Below are 17,092 nucleotides of genomic sequence, written 5' to 3' on the forward strand. Positions count from 1 at the left end.
GCCGCCGCCGATCCGACCGCCGCGCCGCTGTGGATGAACCTGGCGAGCGCGCATCGTGGCCTTGGCGATGCCGATGCGGAACGCGCCGCGCTGGAGCGAGCACTGGCGCTGGACCAGCGCAACCTGATGGCGAACGTCCGGATCGCGGAGCTGTTCGAGCGGACCGCGGACATGTCGGCCGCCGCATTTCGCTGGGGTGGCGTCGCAACGGTCATCCAGGCGATGCCCGACCGCCCGCCCGCGCTCGACCAGTTGCTGGCGCGCGCGACGGACCGGATCGCGGTGCTGAGCCAAGCGCTGTCCGACGATGTCGATACGGCGATGCAGCCGCTGCGCACCGCCGCGGCGGCGGGGCAGCAAGCTCGGTTCGATGCGTGTATCGATGCCATGCTGGGTCGCCGGAGGATCTATGCCCCCGCGCCGCACGGGCTGCACTTTCCATTCCTGCCCGCCGACGAATTCTTCGCGCGCGACCATTTCGACTGGCTCGCGCAACTCGAAGCCGCGACGCCTGCGATCCTGGCGGAACTGCAAACGCTGCTGGCGGACACTGCGCCGGATTTCACCCCCTATGTCACGATGATGCCGGGCACGCCGCCCAATTTGTGGAGCGCGCTCGATCACTCGGCGGATTGGAGCGTCCAGTATCTCTGGCGCTACGGCGTGCGGAACGACCAGCTATGTGCCCGGTGCCCGCAAACCGCGGCGATCCTCGATAGCCTGCCGCTCGCCGATATCCCCGGACGGGCCCCGACCGCGTTTTTCTCGATCCTGAAACCAGGGACGCACCTGCCGCCGCATACCGGGGTCAGCAACATCCGGTCGATCGTCCATCTGCCGTTGATCGTCCCCGATCGCTGCGCGTTCCGCGTCGGCGGTTAAACGCGCGAATGGCGTGTGGGCGAGGCCTTCGTGTTCGACGACACGATCGAGCACGAGGCGTGGAACGACAGCGACTCGATCCGCGCCGTCCTGATCATCGACGTGTGGAACCCGTATCTCACCGAGGTCGAACGAACGATGCTGCGCCATCTGTTCGGCGCGCTCGGGACGCGGCTGGGGGACAACGGGCAGATTGTCGACTGATCAGGTCGGTACGGCGTCAGCGCTCGTGACGCTGGCCCGACCGGGCGAAAGCCAAGGGTTATTCCCGCTAAACCTTAGCCAAGGTCGGTCGAGGCTCAGTCGACCATGCGCTTGGCTTGAACGTTGGCCCAAATCGCTTTGTGCTCGGCCTTGGCGTACATGTACCGAGCGCGGTCTGGCGACGCCCGTGCCATCTCGTCCCGCAGTTCGGGGAACATGGCGTAGACTTGCCGTGCGCGTTCCTCGCGCTGTCTGCGCATCGTCGGCGTGATGCCGTCGCTTGCCGCCGCAAAGCCCAAAGCCTGAGGGGAAATCCCTTGATAGGCAGCGAACTGGGAAGACGTAGATCCCGGGGCGATGTAGGGGCCGGATACGATGAATTGCGCAGACGATGCGCTCCCGCAGGCAAGCAGTCCGAGAATCATGATGCGTTTCATGGCCGTTCTCCTCAATCCACCAACCGACGGGCCAAGGATAGGTTTCCGGGCGCCAGCAGATTGGCAAGATCTGTTTTTCAGACGTGACACAAAACCATCGATCGGCCCGAGCCACAACGCGCAATTGATGACGACAGCTCTGACGACGATCGTTCAAGCGCCGACCAAGGACTATATCCGATCGATCCACCCGCTTCAGCCGGTATCGACGGCGGCCCCCTGATACGTGTCGATCGCCTCGAAGATGTCAGTCAGCGCGGCGCGTTCGTCGGGCGTCAGTTCGGGACGCCAAATCTCGAACAACAGGACGACCCGGGTTTCCTGACCGCGGTTCCACGCCTCATGCTCGAACGAGTCGTCGAAGATCAGCATTTCGCCTGTCTTCCAGTGGCGGGTCTCCGCGCCGACGCGCAGCCCGCAGCCGTCCGGCGCGATCAGCGGGAGGTGACAGATGAGGCGCGTGTTGAGCATCCCGTGATGCGGGCGGATATGCGTGCCGGGCTTGAGCCGCGAGAAGATCGCCATCGGCGAACGCCCGGCGATGACCGGGATCGGCGCGGACACCAGAGCCGCCATCGTCTGCGGACATAGCGACGCATTGGGTTCGACCGGCGCACCGCCCTGCCACAACTGGAACGCGCTCCAGCTCGGATCGTCGAGCAACGGGTTCGCGGGCGCCGGACGATCGGGCATGGACTGGACATAGGGCGCAAATCCGTCGTCGGTCGCGAGCACCCGGTCGAGTTCCGCGCATATCGCGGCGGTCGAGCCCTCCATCGCTGCGACCCATGCGAACTCCTCGCGCTCGAAAAAGGCGCGCTGCGCGAGCCCGGGGAAATAGAACATCGACGGCTGTTGCAGATAAAGCTCGGTCCGCCCCGCCATCAGATCGAGCGCGTGCTGCGTTCGCGCGCTGTGCTTGCCCGTCGCGCCACGCGTGCCGACCAGGATCTGGTCGAGATGCTCGGTGAAGCGCCTCGCGACCTCAGCCAGAAACGTCTCGCCCGCGCGCAGCATCGGAACGAGCATGGCCGGGACGGTCGTCCCGGCTTGCGCCGCGACGTTGAGCGCGGTGCGGTAGAAGGATTGCGCGGCGCGATCGTCGCCGCGCCGGACCTTGAGCGCCGCCATCGTCAGCAGCGCGGCGAGATGACGCGGCTCGACCGCAAGGAACTTCACGAGCGCGGCATCCGCCTCCTCGTCGCGTCCGAGCGCCTGGGCGGCCTGGGCGATCAGGAACCACGGCGCGGGGATACCGGACGCGCCGTCCTGCAACAGCAGCAGCTTGTCATATGCCGTCGCCGCATTGCCGTTGCGCAGCGCGGCCATGCCCTCGCGGGCGAGCAGTTCGGCTTGGGATCTGGTCAGGGGCATGGCGTCTCACACTGCGTATCGGCGGCACCGTAGCGGTTCGGCCGGACAGGGACCATCGCGATCCGCGGCGGCGAGGCGACCGCGCTCTCCGTCCGCACCTCGACAGCATCCTGCGGGCTCACCACATGGCGATCGAGGAGTGCGTTCATGCCCACCTATTCCAAGACCGAAGACGCCATCGCCGCGCTGACCCCCGAACAATATCGGGTGACGCAGGAGAATGCGACCGAACGCCCCGGCACCGGTGCGCTGCTCCACACCAAGGCGCCGGGGATCTATGTCGACATCGTCTCGGGCGAGCCGCTGTTCGCGAGTACCGACAAATATGAATCGGGCTGCGGCTGGCCCAGCTTTACGCGGCCGATCGCGCCGGACACCGTCACGTCGAAGCGCGACTGGTCGATGTTGATTCCGCGTACCGAAATTCGCTCGGCGCAGGGCGACAGCCATCTGGGGCATGTCTTCAAGGATGGTCCGCGCAGCCGCGGCGGGCTGCGCTATTGCATCAATTCGGCGGCGTTGCGCTTCGTGCCGCGCGCCGAGATGGCCGCGCAAGGCTATGCCGCATATCTCGACCAGGTCGAGGACGCGCCGAGCCGGACCGAGCGTGCGGTGCTGGCCGGCGGGTGCTTCTGGGGGATGCAGGATCTGATCCGCGCGCTGCCCGGAATCGTGTCGACGCGCGTCGGCTATTCGGGCGGCGAGGTCGCCAACGCGACGTACCGCCATCACGGCAACCATGCCGAGGCGATCGAGATCGTCTTCGATTCCACGCGGACCGACTTCCGGACGCTGCTCGAATTCTTCTTCCAGATCCACGATCCGACCACGGTCAACCGCCAGGGCAATGATCGCGGCGCCAGCTATCGGTCCGCGATCTTCTATACCGACGCCGAGCAGAAGGCGGTGGCGCAGGACACGATCGCCGATGTCGAGGCGTCGGGGTTGTGGCCGGGCAAGGTCGTCACCGAACTCTCCCCGGTCGGCGATTTCTGGGAGGCCGAGCCCGAGCATCAGGATTATCTCGAGCGCAAGCCGAACGGCTATACCTGCCATTTCGTCCGCCCGAACTGGAAACTGCCGCGCCGCGCCGAAGCGGCGTGAGCGCGGATCGGGGCCGGTAACGACCACCCCGCCCCGCCCCGCTGCCGCCGTGGCAGGGCACGTGCCGACGTCGTCAAAACGTATAGGCGAGCCCGAGCGTGCCCAGCCATTGGTCGCGCGCGCCGGCGATGGCGACGAGCGGACTGCGCGCGATGTCGCCCTCGATGCGCCCATAGGTGCCGCCGCCGACGACCTTGACGCCGTGCAGCAGGTCGCCGGTCAGCGAATAGCTGCCGATCACGCCGAGCGTCCAGTTCTTGAGGCCACCATGCGCGGTATATACCGGCAGTCCGCTGGCTGCGCTCTGCGCCGCAGACACGCTGTAATAGGTCCGCGCATAGCCGCGCTCGACGATGTCGGCGGACGCGAACACGCCGATCGCGGCCTTGCGCGACAGCGGCGTGACATAGGTGATGCCCGGGCTCCAGATCCCGCTGTCATGGACGCCGCTCACGTCGTGGCGATAGCCGAGCGTCACCGACAGCGTGTCGTACGCGCTGGTCAGGACGCCGGTCTTGCCGAGCCCGACATAGCCACCGAGCTCGACCGCCGTGCCGCGCTTGCCGAGCGCGCGGACGCGCAGGTCGTCGATGCTGCCGGACGAACTCCGGGTGAAATTGAGCTGCGCGATCGGTCCGGCCTGGACATCCCACACCGGTCCCGGCGCGGTCTTGACGAGATCGACGCTCAACTGGTTGCCCGCGAGCACGAAGCCATAGCCCTTGATCGTCCCGATCGCGGCGGGGGCGGGCGTGATCCGATAGTCGTTCGAGCCTTCGTAATCGGGCAATGCCGCGACGCCGACGCCGACCGTGACGGTATCGCGGTACGGATCGGCGGGGCCGTCCTGCGCGCGGACGGGGATCGCGCTGAACGCGGTCAAGGTGCTGCCGAGCATGAGGGCCCGGGTACGGATAGGGAGCATCGATTAGGTCCTTCTTTAGAAAAATGAGGCGCGCGGCGCGCCGTTAGCCGCCGAGCGCACGCTGGAGCTGGATGTGCGCGAGCAGCGCGGCGACGCGCTGGCGCACCGCGGCGCGCTCCGCCGACAGCGCGGCCCGGCGTGCGTCGAGCACCGGCAGCGCGCCGATATCGCCGCGCGCATAGCGGGCCTGGACCATCGCGACCGTCTGCTGCCGCGCCTGCAGGTCGCGGCTCGACAGGCTGGTCCGCTCGGCGGCGGCGCGGGTCGCGGACAGCGCGTCGTCGACTTCGCGCCACGCGGTGATGACGGTCTGGCGATAGGCGAGCGCGGCGGCGCGCTCCTCCGAGCGGCGCAGGTCGAGTTGCCGCTGCAACCGCCCGCCCGAGAAAATCGGCAGCGACAGGCCCGGGCCGATGCTCGTGCTGCGCGCATCCCAGCCGAAATCGACAAGGTTCAGCACGTCGATATCGAACAGCCCGGTCAGGCTGATCTTCGGATAGAAATCGGCGGTGGCGACGCCGATCTGCGCGGTCGCCGCATGCAGCCGCGCCTCGGCCTCGATGATGTCGGGGCGTGTTCGCGCGACCTCGGAGGGTATGCGCACCGCGCTGGCCGGGAGGGGGCGCGGCGGTGGTGCCACGCTGCGATCGAACGGGGCGGTGTCGGGGGTGTCGCCGACCAGCACCGCCAGCGCGCGCGTCGCGCTTGCCGCCTGTTGGTCGAGGTCGACGGCATCGCCGCGCAAGCTTCGCACCGTTTCCTCGGCTGCGGCAAGATCGATCGGCGTGGCGAGCCCGCGGGCCAGCAGCGCGCGCGCGATCGCGGCGTTCTGCTCGGCGATCGCGGCGCCCGCCTGCGCGATGCGGCGCTCGTCCCACAGGCCGCGCAGCTGGACATAGGTGCGCGCCACCTCGGCCTCGACGGACAGCCGCACGCCGCGCGCGGCGGCGTCGCTTGCGTCGACCGAGGCCGCGGCCGCCTCCGCCTGGCGACGATGGCCGCCCCACAGATCGAGCTCCCAGCTTGCGCCGATTCCGACGCTGTAGAGATCGAAGTCGACGCCCTTTGGCGGCGTGCTCGTCGGGGTGACGCCGAGCACCGTCTGCGTGACCGACGCGATGCCCGCCGTCCCGACCCGCTCGCGGCTGTAGCCGGCCTGACCCTCGACCTGCGGCGCACCCGCGGCCCGTGCCTGCCCGCGCTCGATCCGCGCGGCGGTGAGCCGCTCGATCGCCGCGGCGATGTCGGGATTCGCCGATGCCGCGCGTGCCTCGAGCGAGTCGAGCACCGGATCGCCGAAGCTGCGCCACCAGCGTGTGTCGCTCGGTGCCTGGGCGGCAGGCGCGGTCTGCCAGACCGGCGGCAGGATCGCGGCCGGTCGCGTGAAGTTGGGGCCGACCGTGCAGCCGGCCAGCGCGGCGGCGAGCATCAGCGGCAATACCCGCGAAAGCTTCGGATCATGCATGTCGGTCGTCCTGATGGATGGGGCGGGCGGGGCGATCGAAGGCGAGCACGTAGAGTGCGGGCAACGCGACCAGCGTGAGGATCGTCGCGCCGATCAGGCCACCGATCATCACGATCGCCATCGGCCCCCAGAAGATGTTGAAACACAGCGGAATGAACGCCAGCACCGCCGCGAGCGCGGTCAGCACGACCGGGCGCGAGCGGCCGATCGTGGCGGCTCGAATCGCCGCGTGCAGGTCCATCCCCTCGGCCTGGTTGTGCTGCACCTGATCGACCAGGATGATCGAATTGCGCATGATCATGCCGGCGAGCGCGATCAGCCCGAGCAACGCGACGAACCCGAACGGCGCGCCGGTCACGACCAGCGCCACCACCGCGCCGATCACGCCGAGGGGGGCGGTGGCCAGGACCAGCAGCGTGCGGCCGATGCTCTGCAACTGGATCATCAGCAGTAGGAGCATCAGACCGAGCGTGATCGGCAGCAGCCGGTAGATCGCGTCGTTGGCCTTGGCGGCAAGCTCGCCATCTCCGCCGTCCTCGATCCGGTAGCCGGCGGGCAGCGCCTTGGCGATCGCCGCGACGCGCGACTTCGCCGCCGCGACCACGTCGGCGGCCTGGACGTCGCCGGTCATGTCCGCCTGCACGGTGATGCACAGCGCACCGTCGCGCGTCCAGACGATCGGCTGTTCGGTGGTCACGCCGAGCCGCGCGACCTGGCCGAGCGGGACCGGACCATGCGGCGTCGTCACCACCATGTCCGCGAGCCGCCCGGGATCGCTGCGATCCGCCGCCGTGCCGCGCACGACGATGCCGATCCGCTTGGTGCCGCGCAGCACGTCGCCCGCGGGCTGGCCCGACAGCATCGTCGCGACATTCCCCGCCAGCGTCGCGCGATCGAGCCCGAGCCGCGCTGCGCGGTCGTCGTCGGGATCGAGTCGCATCGCGACCGAGGGCGTCCCCCAGTCCGCCTGCACCGCGGTCGTTCCCGGCGTCGCCCGCAACACCGCCTCGATCCGCGCGGACACCGTCCGCAACACCGCCGGATCGGGACCGATCACGCGATATTGCACGGGGAAGCCCGCACTCGGCCCGAGCGACAGGCGACGGATGTGGAGCTTCGCCTCGGGCGACGCGTGGTTCGCGAGCAGCCGCGTGATGACGCGTTCGCGCGCGTCGAGATCGCGCGCGACCAGCACCATCGTCGCGGTCGCGGGATCGGGCAGAGTCGGGCCGTAGGGCAGGTAGAAGCGCGGCGCGCCCTGGCCGATATAGCTGTCGAGCTGCGCGACATCGCGGTCCTTGGCCACGCTCGCTTCGAGCCGTTTCACCGCGGCGGAGGTCGCGGACAGCGAGGCGCCCGGCCTCAGGCTGACGTCGACGATGATCTCGGGACGGTCGGAAATCGGAAAGAATTGCTGCCGGACCAGCATCGCGCCCGCGAGACTCGCGACCAGCAGCGCCGCGGTCACGGCCACCACCGTCCTGCGCCGCGCCATGCACGCATCGACCACATTGCGCAGCCGGCGATAGACCGGCGTGTCGTACATCGCCGCGGCATCGTGCTGTGCGCTCGCCTCGGGCAGCAGCCGCACGCCCAGATACGGCGTGAACACCACCGCGACGACCCAGCTCACCAGCAGCGCAGAGCCGGTCACCCAGAAGATGCCGCCGGCATATTCGCTGGTCGTCGACTGGGCGAAACCGACCGGCAGGAAGCCGACGATCGTCAGCAGCGTCCCCGTCAGCATCGGGAACGCAGTGTGCGTCCAGGCATAGGCGGCGGCATCGGCCCGCGTCGCGCCGCGCTCGCGCTGCACGACCATCGCCTCGACGCTGATGATCGCATCGTCGACGAGCAGGCCGAGCGACAGGATCAACGCGCCGAGCGAGATACGCTCGAGCCCGATCCCGGTCGCGCCCATGAACAGCGCGACGATCGCCAGCGTCAGCGGCACCGACAGGGCGACGACGACGCCGGTCCGCCACCCGAGCGTCACGAAGGCGACGAGCAGCACCACCGACAAGGCGCAGAAGAACTTGATGAGGAACGCGTCGACCGCCTCGCGGATATTCTGGCTCTGGTCCTCGACCTGGGTCATCGTGACCCCGGCGGGCAACGTCCGGCCGAACGCGGTGGCGACTTCCGACAATTGCTTGCCGAATCCGAGACCGTCGGCGCCCGGCGTCATCGCGATCGCCAGCACGACGGCAGGCTTGGCCGCATGGCGGACCAGCCCGTCCGGCGGATCGGCATAGCCGTTGCTGACCGTGCCGAGGTCACCGACCTTCGCGGTGCCCGCCGCAGCAGACACGGCGGTGTTCTCGACCGCATCGATGCCGTCGACGGCGCTGCCGATGCGAACGGGGACGCGCATCGATCGCTCGACCACGCCCGCGGGCGCGACGCTGCTCCGTTTGGCGAGTGCCTGCACGACGGTGTCGGGCGACAGCCCCATCGCGGCGAGCCTGCGCGAGTCGAGATCGACGAACAGCCGGCGCGGCACCTCGCCGGTGATCTGCACCTTGCCCGCGCCGGGGATGCGCAGCATCGCGTCGCGCGCCTGCTCGGCCAGCGCCACGAGCCGCGCATTGTCCGCGCCGGTCAGCGTGAAGACATAGCCGTACACGTCCGCATAATCGTCGTCGGCAGCGACCGACGCGCCCGCGGGCAAAGCAGGCTCGATATCCTTCAGCTGCTTACGCACCCGTTGCCAGATCAGCGGGACGCGGTCCTTCGGCGCGCCATCCGTCAGCGACACGCGGATCGCGCAGCGGCCGTCGCCGCAATAGGTCTGGAGGAAATCGAGGTTTTCGGTCGCCCGCAGCCGGCGTTCGATCGGATCGGCGACCTGCGCGCGCATCTGCGCAGGGCTCGCACCCGGCCAGGACGCGGCGACGATCATCTCCTTCAGCGTGAAGGTGGGATCTTCATCGCGCCCGAGCGTGAAGAACTGCGCGGCGCCCGCGGCGAACAGCAGCGCGATCAGGAACCCGACGAGCGCGGGGTGACGGATCGCCCAGCGCGACACATTGAAGCGGTCCATCGCTCAGTTGCCGCCTGTAACGAGGCCGGCCATGACGACGTGCTGCCCTTCGGACAGCGTGTCGCCACCGCTCGCGACGATCCGCTGGCCATCGGGCAGGCCGGAGACGATCGCATCGTCGCCACGCAGATCGACGAGGTGGACGGGCTGGCGATGCACCCGGTCGCCGCTCGTCGACAGCGACCAGACGTGCGGCTGGGGCCCTTCCGCGCCAAGCGCGGTCAGCGGCACGCGGATCGTCGCCTTGGGATCCGCCATCCGCAGCGTGACGGTCGCCGACCCGTTGAACGGGATCTGCGCGACGTCGCCGAGCACCGTGAACCGCGCGGTCCGCAGCCGCAGCGCGCCATCCGCCGCGGGTTCCACCAGCCGCAACCGTGCCTCGGCGATCAGACCCGGCGCGGACCAGAAGCTCGCATCCGCCATCGTCCCGCGCGTCACCCGCACGCGTTCGGGCAGCTGCACCTCGATTTCGGGGCCGCCCGCGGCGAGGCGGACGATGGTGGTGCCCGCACCGACGACGGTGCCGGAGTCGGCGGCGCGTTCGGTCACGACGCCGTCCTCGGGCGCGACCAGTACCGAGTCCGCGAGCGTCGCGCGGCTGCGGTCGAATGCGGCATGCGCTGCGTCGCGCTTGGCCGCGGCGGCGGTCGCGGTCAGCGCGCGGTCGCGGACATCCGCCGCGGACAGCGCGCCGATCCCGTCCAGCCCGGTCGCGCGCCTGGCGGCCTCGCTTGCCCGCGTCGCTTCGGCAGTCGCGGCCGCGAGTTCGGCGCGTGCCTGCCCGCTATCGGCGACCGCTTCGGTACGCGAGAGCCGGGCGAGAACCTGCCCGGCGCGGACATGGTCGCCGACCTGCACGGTCAAAGCGAGCACGCGGCCGCCGGTCCTGAAACCGAGCGCGATATCGCGGCGCGGGCGCAAGATGCCGTCGAACGTGGAGGTCTGTCCGCCCGCATGGTGGATCGTGACGACATCGACCAGCGTGGCGTCGGACCGGGGCGATGCGACGGGCTCTGACGAGCAGCCAGCGCAGGATAACAGGGTCAAACCGGCGGCAATCAGCCCGGTCGTCGAGTGGAGAATCTTCGGCATCGTCGCGTCCCGTTGGTGAACGCGGATCGCCCTGCCGATTCGTGGCCGTCCCGGCCTGCCAGTCCTCGAAATCGACCGGTCGTTTTCGAAAACGACCGGGGTTCAGGCGTGGCTAGTTTTCGAGATGCCGCCGTCGGAACGCGCTCGGGGTCTCGCCGAGCCGTTCCTTGAACACGCGGTTGAACATCACCAGGCTGCCGAACCCCGCATCCATCGCGATCGTCAGGATGGGCACGTCGGCCTGCGCCGGGTCGGCCAGCGCGCTGCGGACTTCGGCGATCCGGTGCTCGTTGAGGTAATCGCTGACGTTGCGATAGCCGAGCCCGCCATTGATATGGCGGCGCACGCGATATTCGGGCGTCTCCACGCGGGCGGCAATCGTGCCGATCGTCAGCTCGGGATCGCGATACGCGCGGTCCTGCGTCATCATCCGGGCAAGGCTCTGGCCGAGCGCTGCGTCGAGCGGTTCGGGCGACGTGACCGCCTCTGGAACGGTATCGTCCCCGGTCGCCCGGGGAAGCGCGGTCGGAAACGCCTCCGGATGCCGCAATCCGAAGAGCAGCGCGGTGATGACGAACGCGCCCATGAACAGCCCGGCCGCGGACGCCATGCCCGACAGCGCGAGTTCGTCGGTCGCGCGGCCGACGATCTCGCTGCCCAGCAGCCACAGGATGATCAGCCCGACCGATACAACGAAGACCGTTCGCGCCTGCCGGCGAGGCTCGACCAGGTCGCCCTGTCGATTGCGCCACGCCAGCCACTGCGCATGGATCGCAAACGCCATCCCGGCCAGATAGACCGCGATATCCAGCCCGCGGATCGGCGCTGCAAGCCCGCGCCCCTGCAATCCGGCGTACAGCGTGCAGCCCAGAAACGCCGCCGCCAGCGCCATGTCGACCGGCTTGGGGCGAAACGCATCGTCGAACCAGGCGCGCGCGAACAGCCAGAACAAGGGAATGGCGGCGCTCGCGCTCAGGTCCAGCAGCGGATCGATTGCGGTCGGCGCATGCGGCAAGCCTGCCAGCGTCCCCACCACCGTGCACAGCGTCAGCGCCAGCCCGAACCGGCTCGGCAGAGACGCCGGCGCGCGCGCGAACACCACCGCCGCCAGCATCAGCAAGCCGATCGCCCCGCCGCGCAACAGGAGGTCGACCTGCGCGATCACGGCTGACGACGGGGCGTGGGATCGATCATCGCTGGCGAAAACCATGATGCCGTGGGTATGTCCAGCCGGACCGCATCCGCACCGGTCGACAATGGTCTTCGTGCCGGTACAAGGGCGTTGGCGAACACGGCCGCCTGCAAGGTGGTCGACGGCGTTCAAGGAGGAGCACAGGATGCCAATCGAGCAGGCGGCGCAGGCCATATCGCCGGCAACGACCGATCCGGCCGCGTCGATGACGCCGCGCAAGGCCTTTGTCGGCGAGCTGATCTCGGAGGCGGTCGCGATCTGCATCGTGATGACGTTCGGCCTGTCGGTCGCCGCGATGTACACGCTGTATGATCCAAGCCCGTACAAGACCGCCTATTGGGGGGTCTGCATGACCTGGGGAATGGCGGTGTCGATCTCGATCTACGTCACCGGCGCCGTCTCGGGGACGCATGCCAATCCGGGCGTCACGCTGGCGCTCGCGCTGTATCGCGGGTTTCCGTGGAAGAAGGTCCTGCCCTATTGGTGCGCGCAGCTCGTCGGCGCGTTCCTCGGCGCGGCGATCGTCTATGCGCTGTATTACAACGTGATCGATCACTTCAACGCGACGCAGAATCTCACGCGGGCGGGCGGCGGCGCAGCCGGTGTGTTCTTCACCGCGCCGGGTCTCGCGGTGACGACGATGAAGGGCTTCATCGACGAGATCATCCTGACCGCGATCCTGGTCTTCGGCATCTTCGCGATCACCGACGAGTTCAACACGATGGCACCGCAGGCCAATTTCGGCGCGATCGTGATCGGCCTGCTGGTCGCGGTCATCGGCGCGTCGATGGGGTATCTGGAGGCCTGGGCGATCAACCCCGCGCGGGATCTCGGCCCCCGCACCTTCGCCTGGCTGATGGGATGGGACACGTCCGCGTTTCCCGGCGTCGGCAATTACTGGTGGGCGCCGATCGCCGGCCCGCTGATCGGCGCGATCATCGGCGGCGGCGTGCAACACCTGCTGATCCGGCCTTTCCTGCCGCGCGACACGCCTGTCGCCGGCCCACAATAACTCGAGGACTGACCCTGTGAACGAGACCATCATCCTGGCGATCGACCAAGGGACGACGTCGACCCGCAGCATGACGTTCGGCACCGACGGCGTGCCCCGCCAGACCGTACGCCGCGAATTCGCGCAGCATTATCCGCAGTCGGGCTGGGTCGAGCATGATCCCGAGGACATCTGGCGCGATACCGTCGCGACGCTGAAAGAGGCCGCCGAGGCGGACGGCGGCACCGTCGCCGCGATCGGCATCACCAACCAGCGCGAGACGGTGGTGGTGTGGGACCGCAAGACCGGCAAGCCCGTCCACAACGCGATCGTCTGGCAGGATCGCCGCACCGCCAAGCTGTGCGCGCAACTGAAGGCGGACGGCAACGAACCGCTGGTGCGCGAGCGGACCGGGTTGATCCTCGACCCCTATTTCTCGGGCACCAAGCTCAAATGGATCCTCGACGAGGTCGAGGGCGTGCGCGCGCGTGCCGAGCGCGGCGAGCTCGCCTTCGGGACGATCGACAGCTTCCTGCTGTGGCGGCTGACCGGCGGCAAGGTCCATGCGACCGACGCGTCCAACGCCTCGCGCACCCTGCTGTTCGACATCCACAAGGGCGCCTGGGACCAGGACATGCTGCGGATGCTCGACATCCCCGAAAGCCTGCTGCCCGAGGTGAAGGACAACAGCACGATCTTCGGCGAAACCACCGCGGACCTGCTCGGCAAGCCCGTCCCGATCGGCGGCATGGCGGGCGACCAGCAGGCCGCCGTCGTCGGCCAGGCCTGTTTCCAGCGCGGCGATGCGAAATCGACCTACGGCACCGGCTGCTTCGTGCTGCTCAACACCGGCGAGGAGGCGGTGACGAGCAAGAACGGCATGCTGACCACGATCGCCTATCAGCTCGACGGCAAGATCACCTATGCGCTGGAGGGCTCGATCTTCGTCGCGGGTGCGGCGGTAAAGTGGCTGCGCGACGGGCTGGGGCTGATCAACCGTGCGGCCGACACGCACGACATGTCGACCAAGCTGGACGGCAATGGCGGCGTCTACATGGTGCCGGCGTTTGTCGGCCTCGGTGCGCCGCACTGGGATCCTGACGCGCGCGCGAGCATCACCGGCCTCACCTTCGCGGCGACCGGATCGCACATCGCGCGCGCCGCGCTCGAATCGGTCGCGTACCAGACCGCCGACCTGATGAACGCGATGGTCGCCGACGGCGCGCGCGATGCCCGCCAGATTCGCGTCGATGGCGGGATGGCGGCGAACGACTGGTTCTGCCAGTTCCTCGCCGACATGCTCGACACCGACGTGGTGCGCCCGGCCAATATCGAGACGACCGCGGCGGGCGCTGCATTCCTGGCCGGCATGGCGGTGGGGATCTGGAACGGTCCCGACGATATCGCCGCCACCTGGAAGGAAGACCGCATCTTCACGCCGGCGATGACCCGCGATGCACGCGCCAGCCTGATGGACGGGTGGCAGGATGCCGTCGACCGGACGAGTTCGCGGAAAAAGCCCTGACGCTGCCCGTCCGGTAGCGCTGTGAAACGCGCGGCGCGCCCGCTAAGGACCGCCGCAGGATCAAGCATTCGGTTGAACAGATGGCCCGCAAGCATTCGAAACACGGCCCGTACGAGGATCCGGAGAGCACCGCGGAGGAGCCGGTGGCCGTGGTCGCGTGCTGGCTGTGCGGCCGGCCGACCGGCAAGACCATCGTCTGGCACCATCCCGTTCCCAAGAGCCGGGGCGGTCGCGATGTCGTCCCCATGCACCCGATCTGCCAGCAGACGCTGACCGCCAATTTCACAAATTCGGAGCTGCAGCGTCACGCGATGGATGTGGATAGCCTGCTGGCCAACCCCGCGGTGCGCAAGTTCGTCGACTGGGTGGCGAACAAGGATCCCGACTTCACCGCGACGACGACCAAGAAACAGCGCTGACGATCGTCGCGACGCACGGCATAGCCAATTTCAGGACTCCGCTGGGTAGCGGTTGGCTTGGCGGCTAAACCGTCGTGATGACGGAGCGCGCACGCCAAGCGGATGACGACCTCGGGACGGTTGAACCTGCCTTGCTCCACTGCGTTGAGGAACGATCTTTCCCAGCGAGTTTCACCAATGACCGATCGCCCGCGCATCATCTGCCACATGACCTCGTCCATCGACGGCGGCCTGCATCCCAGCCGCTATACCGACAGCCCCGACGGGACGGTGAAGGACTGGACGCGCGCCTATGAAGCGCTTCACGATCGCCTCGGTGCGGACGGCTGGATCGTCGGGCGGGTCACCATGGCGGAGATGGCAAAGGGAGAGCCGCAGCCACCGCGCGATGCGAGCGGCGTCGAACGGCCGTTCCTGTTCCAGGCCCGCGACGCCGCGGCCTTTGCGATCGCACCAGACCGGTCGGGCAAGCTGCACTTTTCCAAGCCCGATATCGGCGGCGATCATGTGGTCGTGCTGCTGGGCGGCGACGTCGACGACGCGCACCTCGCCGAACTCGCCGCGAACGGCGTTTCCTACCTCGTCTCCTCCACCACAGAAATCGATCTTGCCGATGCGCTCGCAACGCTGCGTCGCGAGCTGGAGATCGAGACGTTGCTGCTCGAAGGCGGGGCCGGCCTTAACGGCGCCTTCCTGGCTGCAGGGCTGGTCGACGAACTCAGCATCGTCGTCGCGCCGGCGCTGGACGGCGGCGATGACTCGCAGCGAATCGTCGCCGCCGGCGACGGGCTGAAGGGCAAGGTGACGCTGTCGCTGCTCGGCTGCGAACCGCTGGATGGCGGCGCGGTGCACCTGCGCTATGCGGTAAGCGCGCCCGACTGACTGTTTGGCGCCCGCGAAAGGCCGTGACGCGGCACCGTAACAAACGCCGGTGACGGGGCGGGCGGCATTGCGCTATGCAGCGCGCAGGGATCGCCAAAAAGGGCTGTCCGTAACGGACGCGCGCGGATGACACGAACCGAAGGCCTGCCCTTTTTCGACGGCATCGTCGCCTGGTCGATTGATCATCCGCTGCCGCGGCTCACCCGCTATCTGGCCTGCACGCTGCTGATCGTGACGGTTGCGCTGCTGCGCAGCCTGTTCGTCACGTCGCTCGTGCCGTGGCTGCTGTTCATCCCGGCGATCCTGCTGATCGGGCTGACACTTGCCGAAGCGCCCGCGCTCTATGCCAGCGTGCTGGCGATGGCGCTCGCGGCGTGGTCGATCGGAAGCCCGTCGGTGGAGCTATGGCTGACGGGGCCGCAATGGGCGGGGTCGTTCATGTTCCTGCTGGTCGCGGTCGGTGTGTCGCTGCTGGCGGGCGAACTGCGCGCCGGGGTGCGGCGGACGCGGCAGCTCGCCACCGACCTGGCGGAACGCGCCGCGTTCCTGTCGGGTGTGCTGGCCAGCTCGACCGACTGCATCAAGGTCCTCGACCTTGGCGGCAACCTGACCTTCATGAGCGAGGGCGGCATGAAGGTCATGGAGATCGGCGACTTCAACGCCGTGCAGGGCTGCCCCTGGCCCGATTTCTGGCAGGGCAACGGCAATGCCGACGCGGTCGCCGCGTTGGCGGCAGCGCGCGCGGGGCGGCCCAGCCATTTCGTCGGCAAGGCCGACACGTTCGCGGGCACGCCCAAATGGTGGGATGTGTCGGTGTCGCCGATCCTGGGCCTTGACGGCGCACCCGACCGGATTCTGGCCGTATCCCGCGACACGACCGAACTGATGGTCGCGCAGGAGCAGCAGCGCCTGCTGAACGGCGAGCTCGGCCACCGGCTCAAGAACGTGCTCGCGCTGGTACAGTCGATCGCCAACCAGACGTTCCGCAAGGCGGACAGCGTCGAACTCGCCACGGCCATCTTCTCCGAACGCCTCGTCGCGCTGGGCAAGGCAACCGACATCCTGACCGCGACCGCATGGCAGAAGGCGACGTTGCGCGACGTCGCCACGGCGGGCCTCACCTCGATCGATGGCCTCCGGGATCGTGTCACGCTCGACGGCCCCGATATCGAGCTGGGGCCACAGCTCGCGCTCGCGCTGACGCTGGCGCTGCACGAGCTGACGACCAATGCGTGCAAATATGGCGCGCTGTCGAACGAGACCGGGATGGTGACGATCGCGTGGGCCTGCGAGCAGGACCCCGATGCGGACGAGCGCCGCTTCACGTTCCTGTGGCAGGAACAGGGTGGCCCGTTGGTGTTTCCGCCGACTCGCCAGGGTTTCGGCTCGAGGATGATCGAACGCTCGCTCCGCTCTTATTTCCACGGCGAAACGTCGCTGGAATTCCATCCGGCCGGCGTCGTGTTCCGGATCGACGCGCCGCTACCGAAGATCGGCGCGGTCGTAGGGGCGTAGGGGCCACCGGTCGTTCGCCGACGCATGGTGTTTGCGTCG

At 68.5% G+C, this 17,092-nt stretch carries 14 protein-coding genes and 1 pseudogene; 7 read left to right on the forward strand and 8 right to left on the reverse strand.

What is annotated here, in order from left to right:
- The first annotated feature begins 33 nt into the window (after window positions 1-33).
- Window positions 34-1,086 (forward strand): annotated as a pseudogene (locus ASE79_RS04910) (aspartyl/asparaginyl beta-hydroxylase domain-containing protein).
- Window positions 1,087-1,181: 95 nt separating this feature from the next.
- Here ASE79_RS04910 and ASE79_RS04915 read toward each other — a convergent pair.
- From ASE79_RS04915 to ASE79_RS20715, 3 genes are all read right to left on the reverse strand, one after another.
- Complete coding sequence (locus ASE79_RS04915) at window positions 1,182-1,523, reverse strand: hypothetical protein (protein ID WP_056412430.1); 342 nt, start codon at window positions 1,521-1,523, stop codon at window positions 1,182-1,184.
- 195 nt (window positions 1,524-1,718) lie between these two features.
- Window positions 1,719-2,897 (reverse strand): aspartyl/asparaginyl beta-hydroxylase domain-containing protein, encoded by a 1,179-nt coding sequence (locus ASE79_RS04920; RefSeq protein WP_056412433.1) that lies wholly within the window; start codon window positions 2,895-2,897, stop codon window positions 1,719-1,721.
- Complete coding sequence (locus tag ASE79_RS20715; protein ID WP_156359511.1) at window positions 2,888-3,046, reverse strand: hypothetical protein; 159 nt, start codon at window positions 3,044-3,046, stop codon at window positions 2,888-2,890. The genes ASE79_RS04920 and ASE79_RS20715 overlap by 10 nt, the downstream gene beginning before the upstream one ends.
- Between ASE79_RS20715 and ASE79_RS20170 the strand changes: the two genes are divergently transcribed.
- Entirely contained in the window at window positions 3,045-4,001 is a 957-nt protein-coding gene (locus ASE79_RS20170; RefSeq protein WP_082445058.1) for a bifunctional methionine sulfoxide reductase B/A protein, read from the forward strand. The genes ASE79_RS20715 and ASE79_RS20170 overlap by 2 nt on opposite strands.
- A 73-nt stretch (window positions 4,002-4,074) precedes the next feature.
- Here ASE79_RS20170 and ASE79_RS04930 read toward each other — a convergent pair whose 3' ends face one another.
- The 5 genes from ASE79_RS04930 to ASE79_RS04950 all read right to left on the reverse strand — a co-directional run bounded on the left by ASE79_RS04930 (window position 4,075) and on the right by ASE79_RS04950 (window position 11,694).
- The gene (locus ASE79_RS04930; protein WP_056412436.1) at window positions 4,075-4,899 is read right to left on the reverse strand and encodes a MipA/OmpV family protein; all 825 of its coding nucleotides are present in this window, start codon (window positions 4,897-4,899) and stop codon (window positions 4,075-4,077) included.
- Window positions 4,900-4,969: 70 nt separating this feature from the next.
- Entirely contained in the window at window positions 4,970-6,391 is a 1,422-nt protein-coding gene (locus tag ASE79_RS04935) for an efflux transporter outer membrane subunit (protein WP_056412438.1), read from the reverse strand.
- Window positions 6,384-9,434, reverse strand: coding sequence for an efflux RND transporter permease subunit (locus ASE79_RS04940; protein ID WP_056412441.1), 3,051 nt, complete (start codon window positions 9,432-9,434; stop codon window positions 6,384-6,386). The genes ASE79_RS04935 and ASE79_RS04940 overlap by 8 nt, the downstream gene beginning before the upstream one ends.
- A 3-nt stretch (window positions 9,435-9,437) precedes the next feature.
- Entirely contained in the window at window positions 9,438-10,529 is a 1,092-nt protein-coding gene (locus tag ASE79_RS04945) for an efflux RND transporter periplasmic adaptor subunit (RefSeq protein WP_056412444.1), read from the reverse strand.
- A 112-nt stretch (window positions 10,530-10,641) separates the two neighbouring features.
- The gene (locus tag ASE79_RS04950) at window positions 10,642-11,694 is read right to left on the reverse strand and encodes an AraC family transcriptional regulator (RefSeq protein ID WP_162236990.1); all 1,053 of its coding nucleotides are present in this window, start codon (window positions 11,692-11,694) and stop codon (window positions 10,642-10,644) included.
- Between the two features lie 172 nt (window positions 11,695-11,866).
- Here ASE79_RS04950 and ASE79_RS04955 point away from each other — a divergent pair, with 172 nt between their 5' ends.
- The 5 genes from ASE79_RS04955 (at window position 11,867) to ASE79_RS04975 (ending at window position 17,053) form a co-directional block, all read left to right on the forward strand.
- Window positions 11,867-12,733 (forward strand): MIP/aquaporin family protein, encoded by an 867-nt coding sequence (locus tag ASE79_RS04955; RefSeq protein WP_235516746.1) that lies wholly within the window; start codon window positions 11,867-11,869, stop codon window positions 12,731-12,733.
- 16 nt (window positions 12,734-12,749) lie between these two features.
- Window positions 12,750-14,237: a glycerol kinase GlpK gene (gene glpK / locus ASE79_RS04960; RefSeq protein ID WP_082445060.1), complete on the forward strand. Its 1,488-nt coding sequence runs from the start codon at window positions 12,750-12,752 to the stop codon at window positions 14,235-14,237.
- Between the two features lie 80 nt (window positions 14,238-14,317).
- The gene (locus ASE79_RS04965) at window positions 14,318-14,656 is read left to right on the forward strand and encodes a hypothetical protein (protein WP_056412451.1); all 339 of its coding nucleotides are present in this window, start codon (window positions 14,318-14,320) and stop codon (window positions 14,654-14,656) included.
- Window positions 14,657-14,833: 177 nt separating this feature from the next.
- Window positions 14,834-15,538: a dihydrofolate reductase family protein gene (locus ASE79_RS04970; RefSeq protein ID WP_056412454.1), complete on the forward strand. Its 705-nt coding sequence runs from the start codon at window positions 14,834-14,836 to the stop codon at window positions 15,536-15,538.
- Window positions 15,539-15,664: 126 nt separating this feature from the next.
- Window positions 15,665-17,053 (forward strand): HWE histidine kinase domain-containing protein, encoded by a 1,389-nt coding sequence (locus ASE79_RS04975; protein WP_056412457.1) that lies wholly within the window; start codon window positions 15,665-15,667, stop codon window positions 17,051-17,053.
- The last annotated feature ends 39 nt before the right edge of the window (window positions 17,054-17,092 follow it).

The sequence above is a fragment of the Sphingomonas sp. Leaf28 genome (assembly GCF_001421685.1).
GTDB lineage: Bacteria > Pseudomonadota > Alphaproteobacteria > Sphingomonadales > Sphingomonadaceae > Sphingomonas > Sphingomonas aurantiaca.

Excerpts from the sequence above, each read along its gene's own strand:
- ASE79_RS04920 (WP_056412433.1), bottom strand. The coding sequence starts at position 2,897 with ATGCCCCTGACCAGATCCCAAGCCGAACTGCTCGCCCGCGAGGGCATG.
- ASE79_RS04955 (WP_235516746.1), top strand. The coding sequence starts at position 11,867 with ATGCCAATCGAGCAGGCGGCGCAGGCCATATCGCCGGCAACGACCGAT.
- ASE79_RS20715 (WP_156359511.1), bottom strand. The coding sequence starts at position 3,046 with ATGAACGCACTCCTCGATCGCCATGTGGTGAGCCCGCAGGATGCTGTC.
- ASE79_RS20170 (WP_082445058.1), top strand. The coding sequence starts at position 3,045 with ATGCCCACCTATTCCAAGACCGAAGACGCCATCGCCGCGCTGACCCCC.
- ASE79_RS04975 (WP_056412457.1), top strand. The coding sequence starts at position 15,665 with ATGACACGAACCGAAGGCCTGCCCTTTTTCGACGGCATCGTCGCCTGG.
- ASE79_RS04935 (WP_056412438.1), bottom strand. The coding sequence starts at position 6,391 with ATGCATGATCCGAAGCTTTCGCGGGTATTGCCGCTGATGCTCGCCGCC.
- ASE79_RS04945 (WP_056412444.1), bottom strand. The coding sequence starts at position 10,529 with ATGCCGAAGATTCTCCACTCGACGACCGGGCTGATTGCCGCCGGTTTG.
- ASE79_RS04965 (WP_056412451.1), top strand. The coding sequence starts at position 14,318 with ATGGCCCGCAAGCATTCGAAACACGGCCCGTACGAGGATCCGGAGAGC.
- ASE79_RS04915 (WP_056412430.1), bottom strand. The coding sequence starts at position 1,523 with ATGAAACGCATCATGATTCTCGGACTGCTTGCCTGCGGGAGCGCATCG.
- ASE79_RS04940 (WP_056412441.1), bottom strand. The coding sequence starts at position 9,434 with ATGGACCGCTTCAATGTGTCGCGCTGGGCGATCCGTCACCCCGCGCTC.
- ASE79_RS04930 (WP_056412436.1), bottom strand. The coding sequence starts at position 4,899 with ATGCTCGGCAGCACCTTGACCGCGTTCAGCGCGATCCCCGTCCGCGCG.
- ASE79_RS04970 (WP_056412454.1), top strand. The coding sequence starts at position 14,834 with ATGACCGATCGCCCGCGCATCATCTGCCACATGACCTCGTCCATCGAC.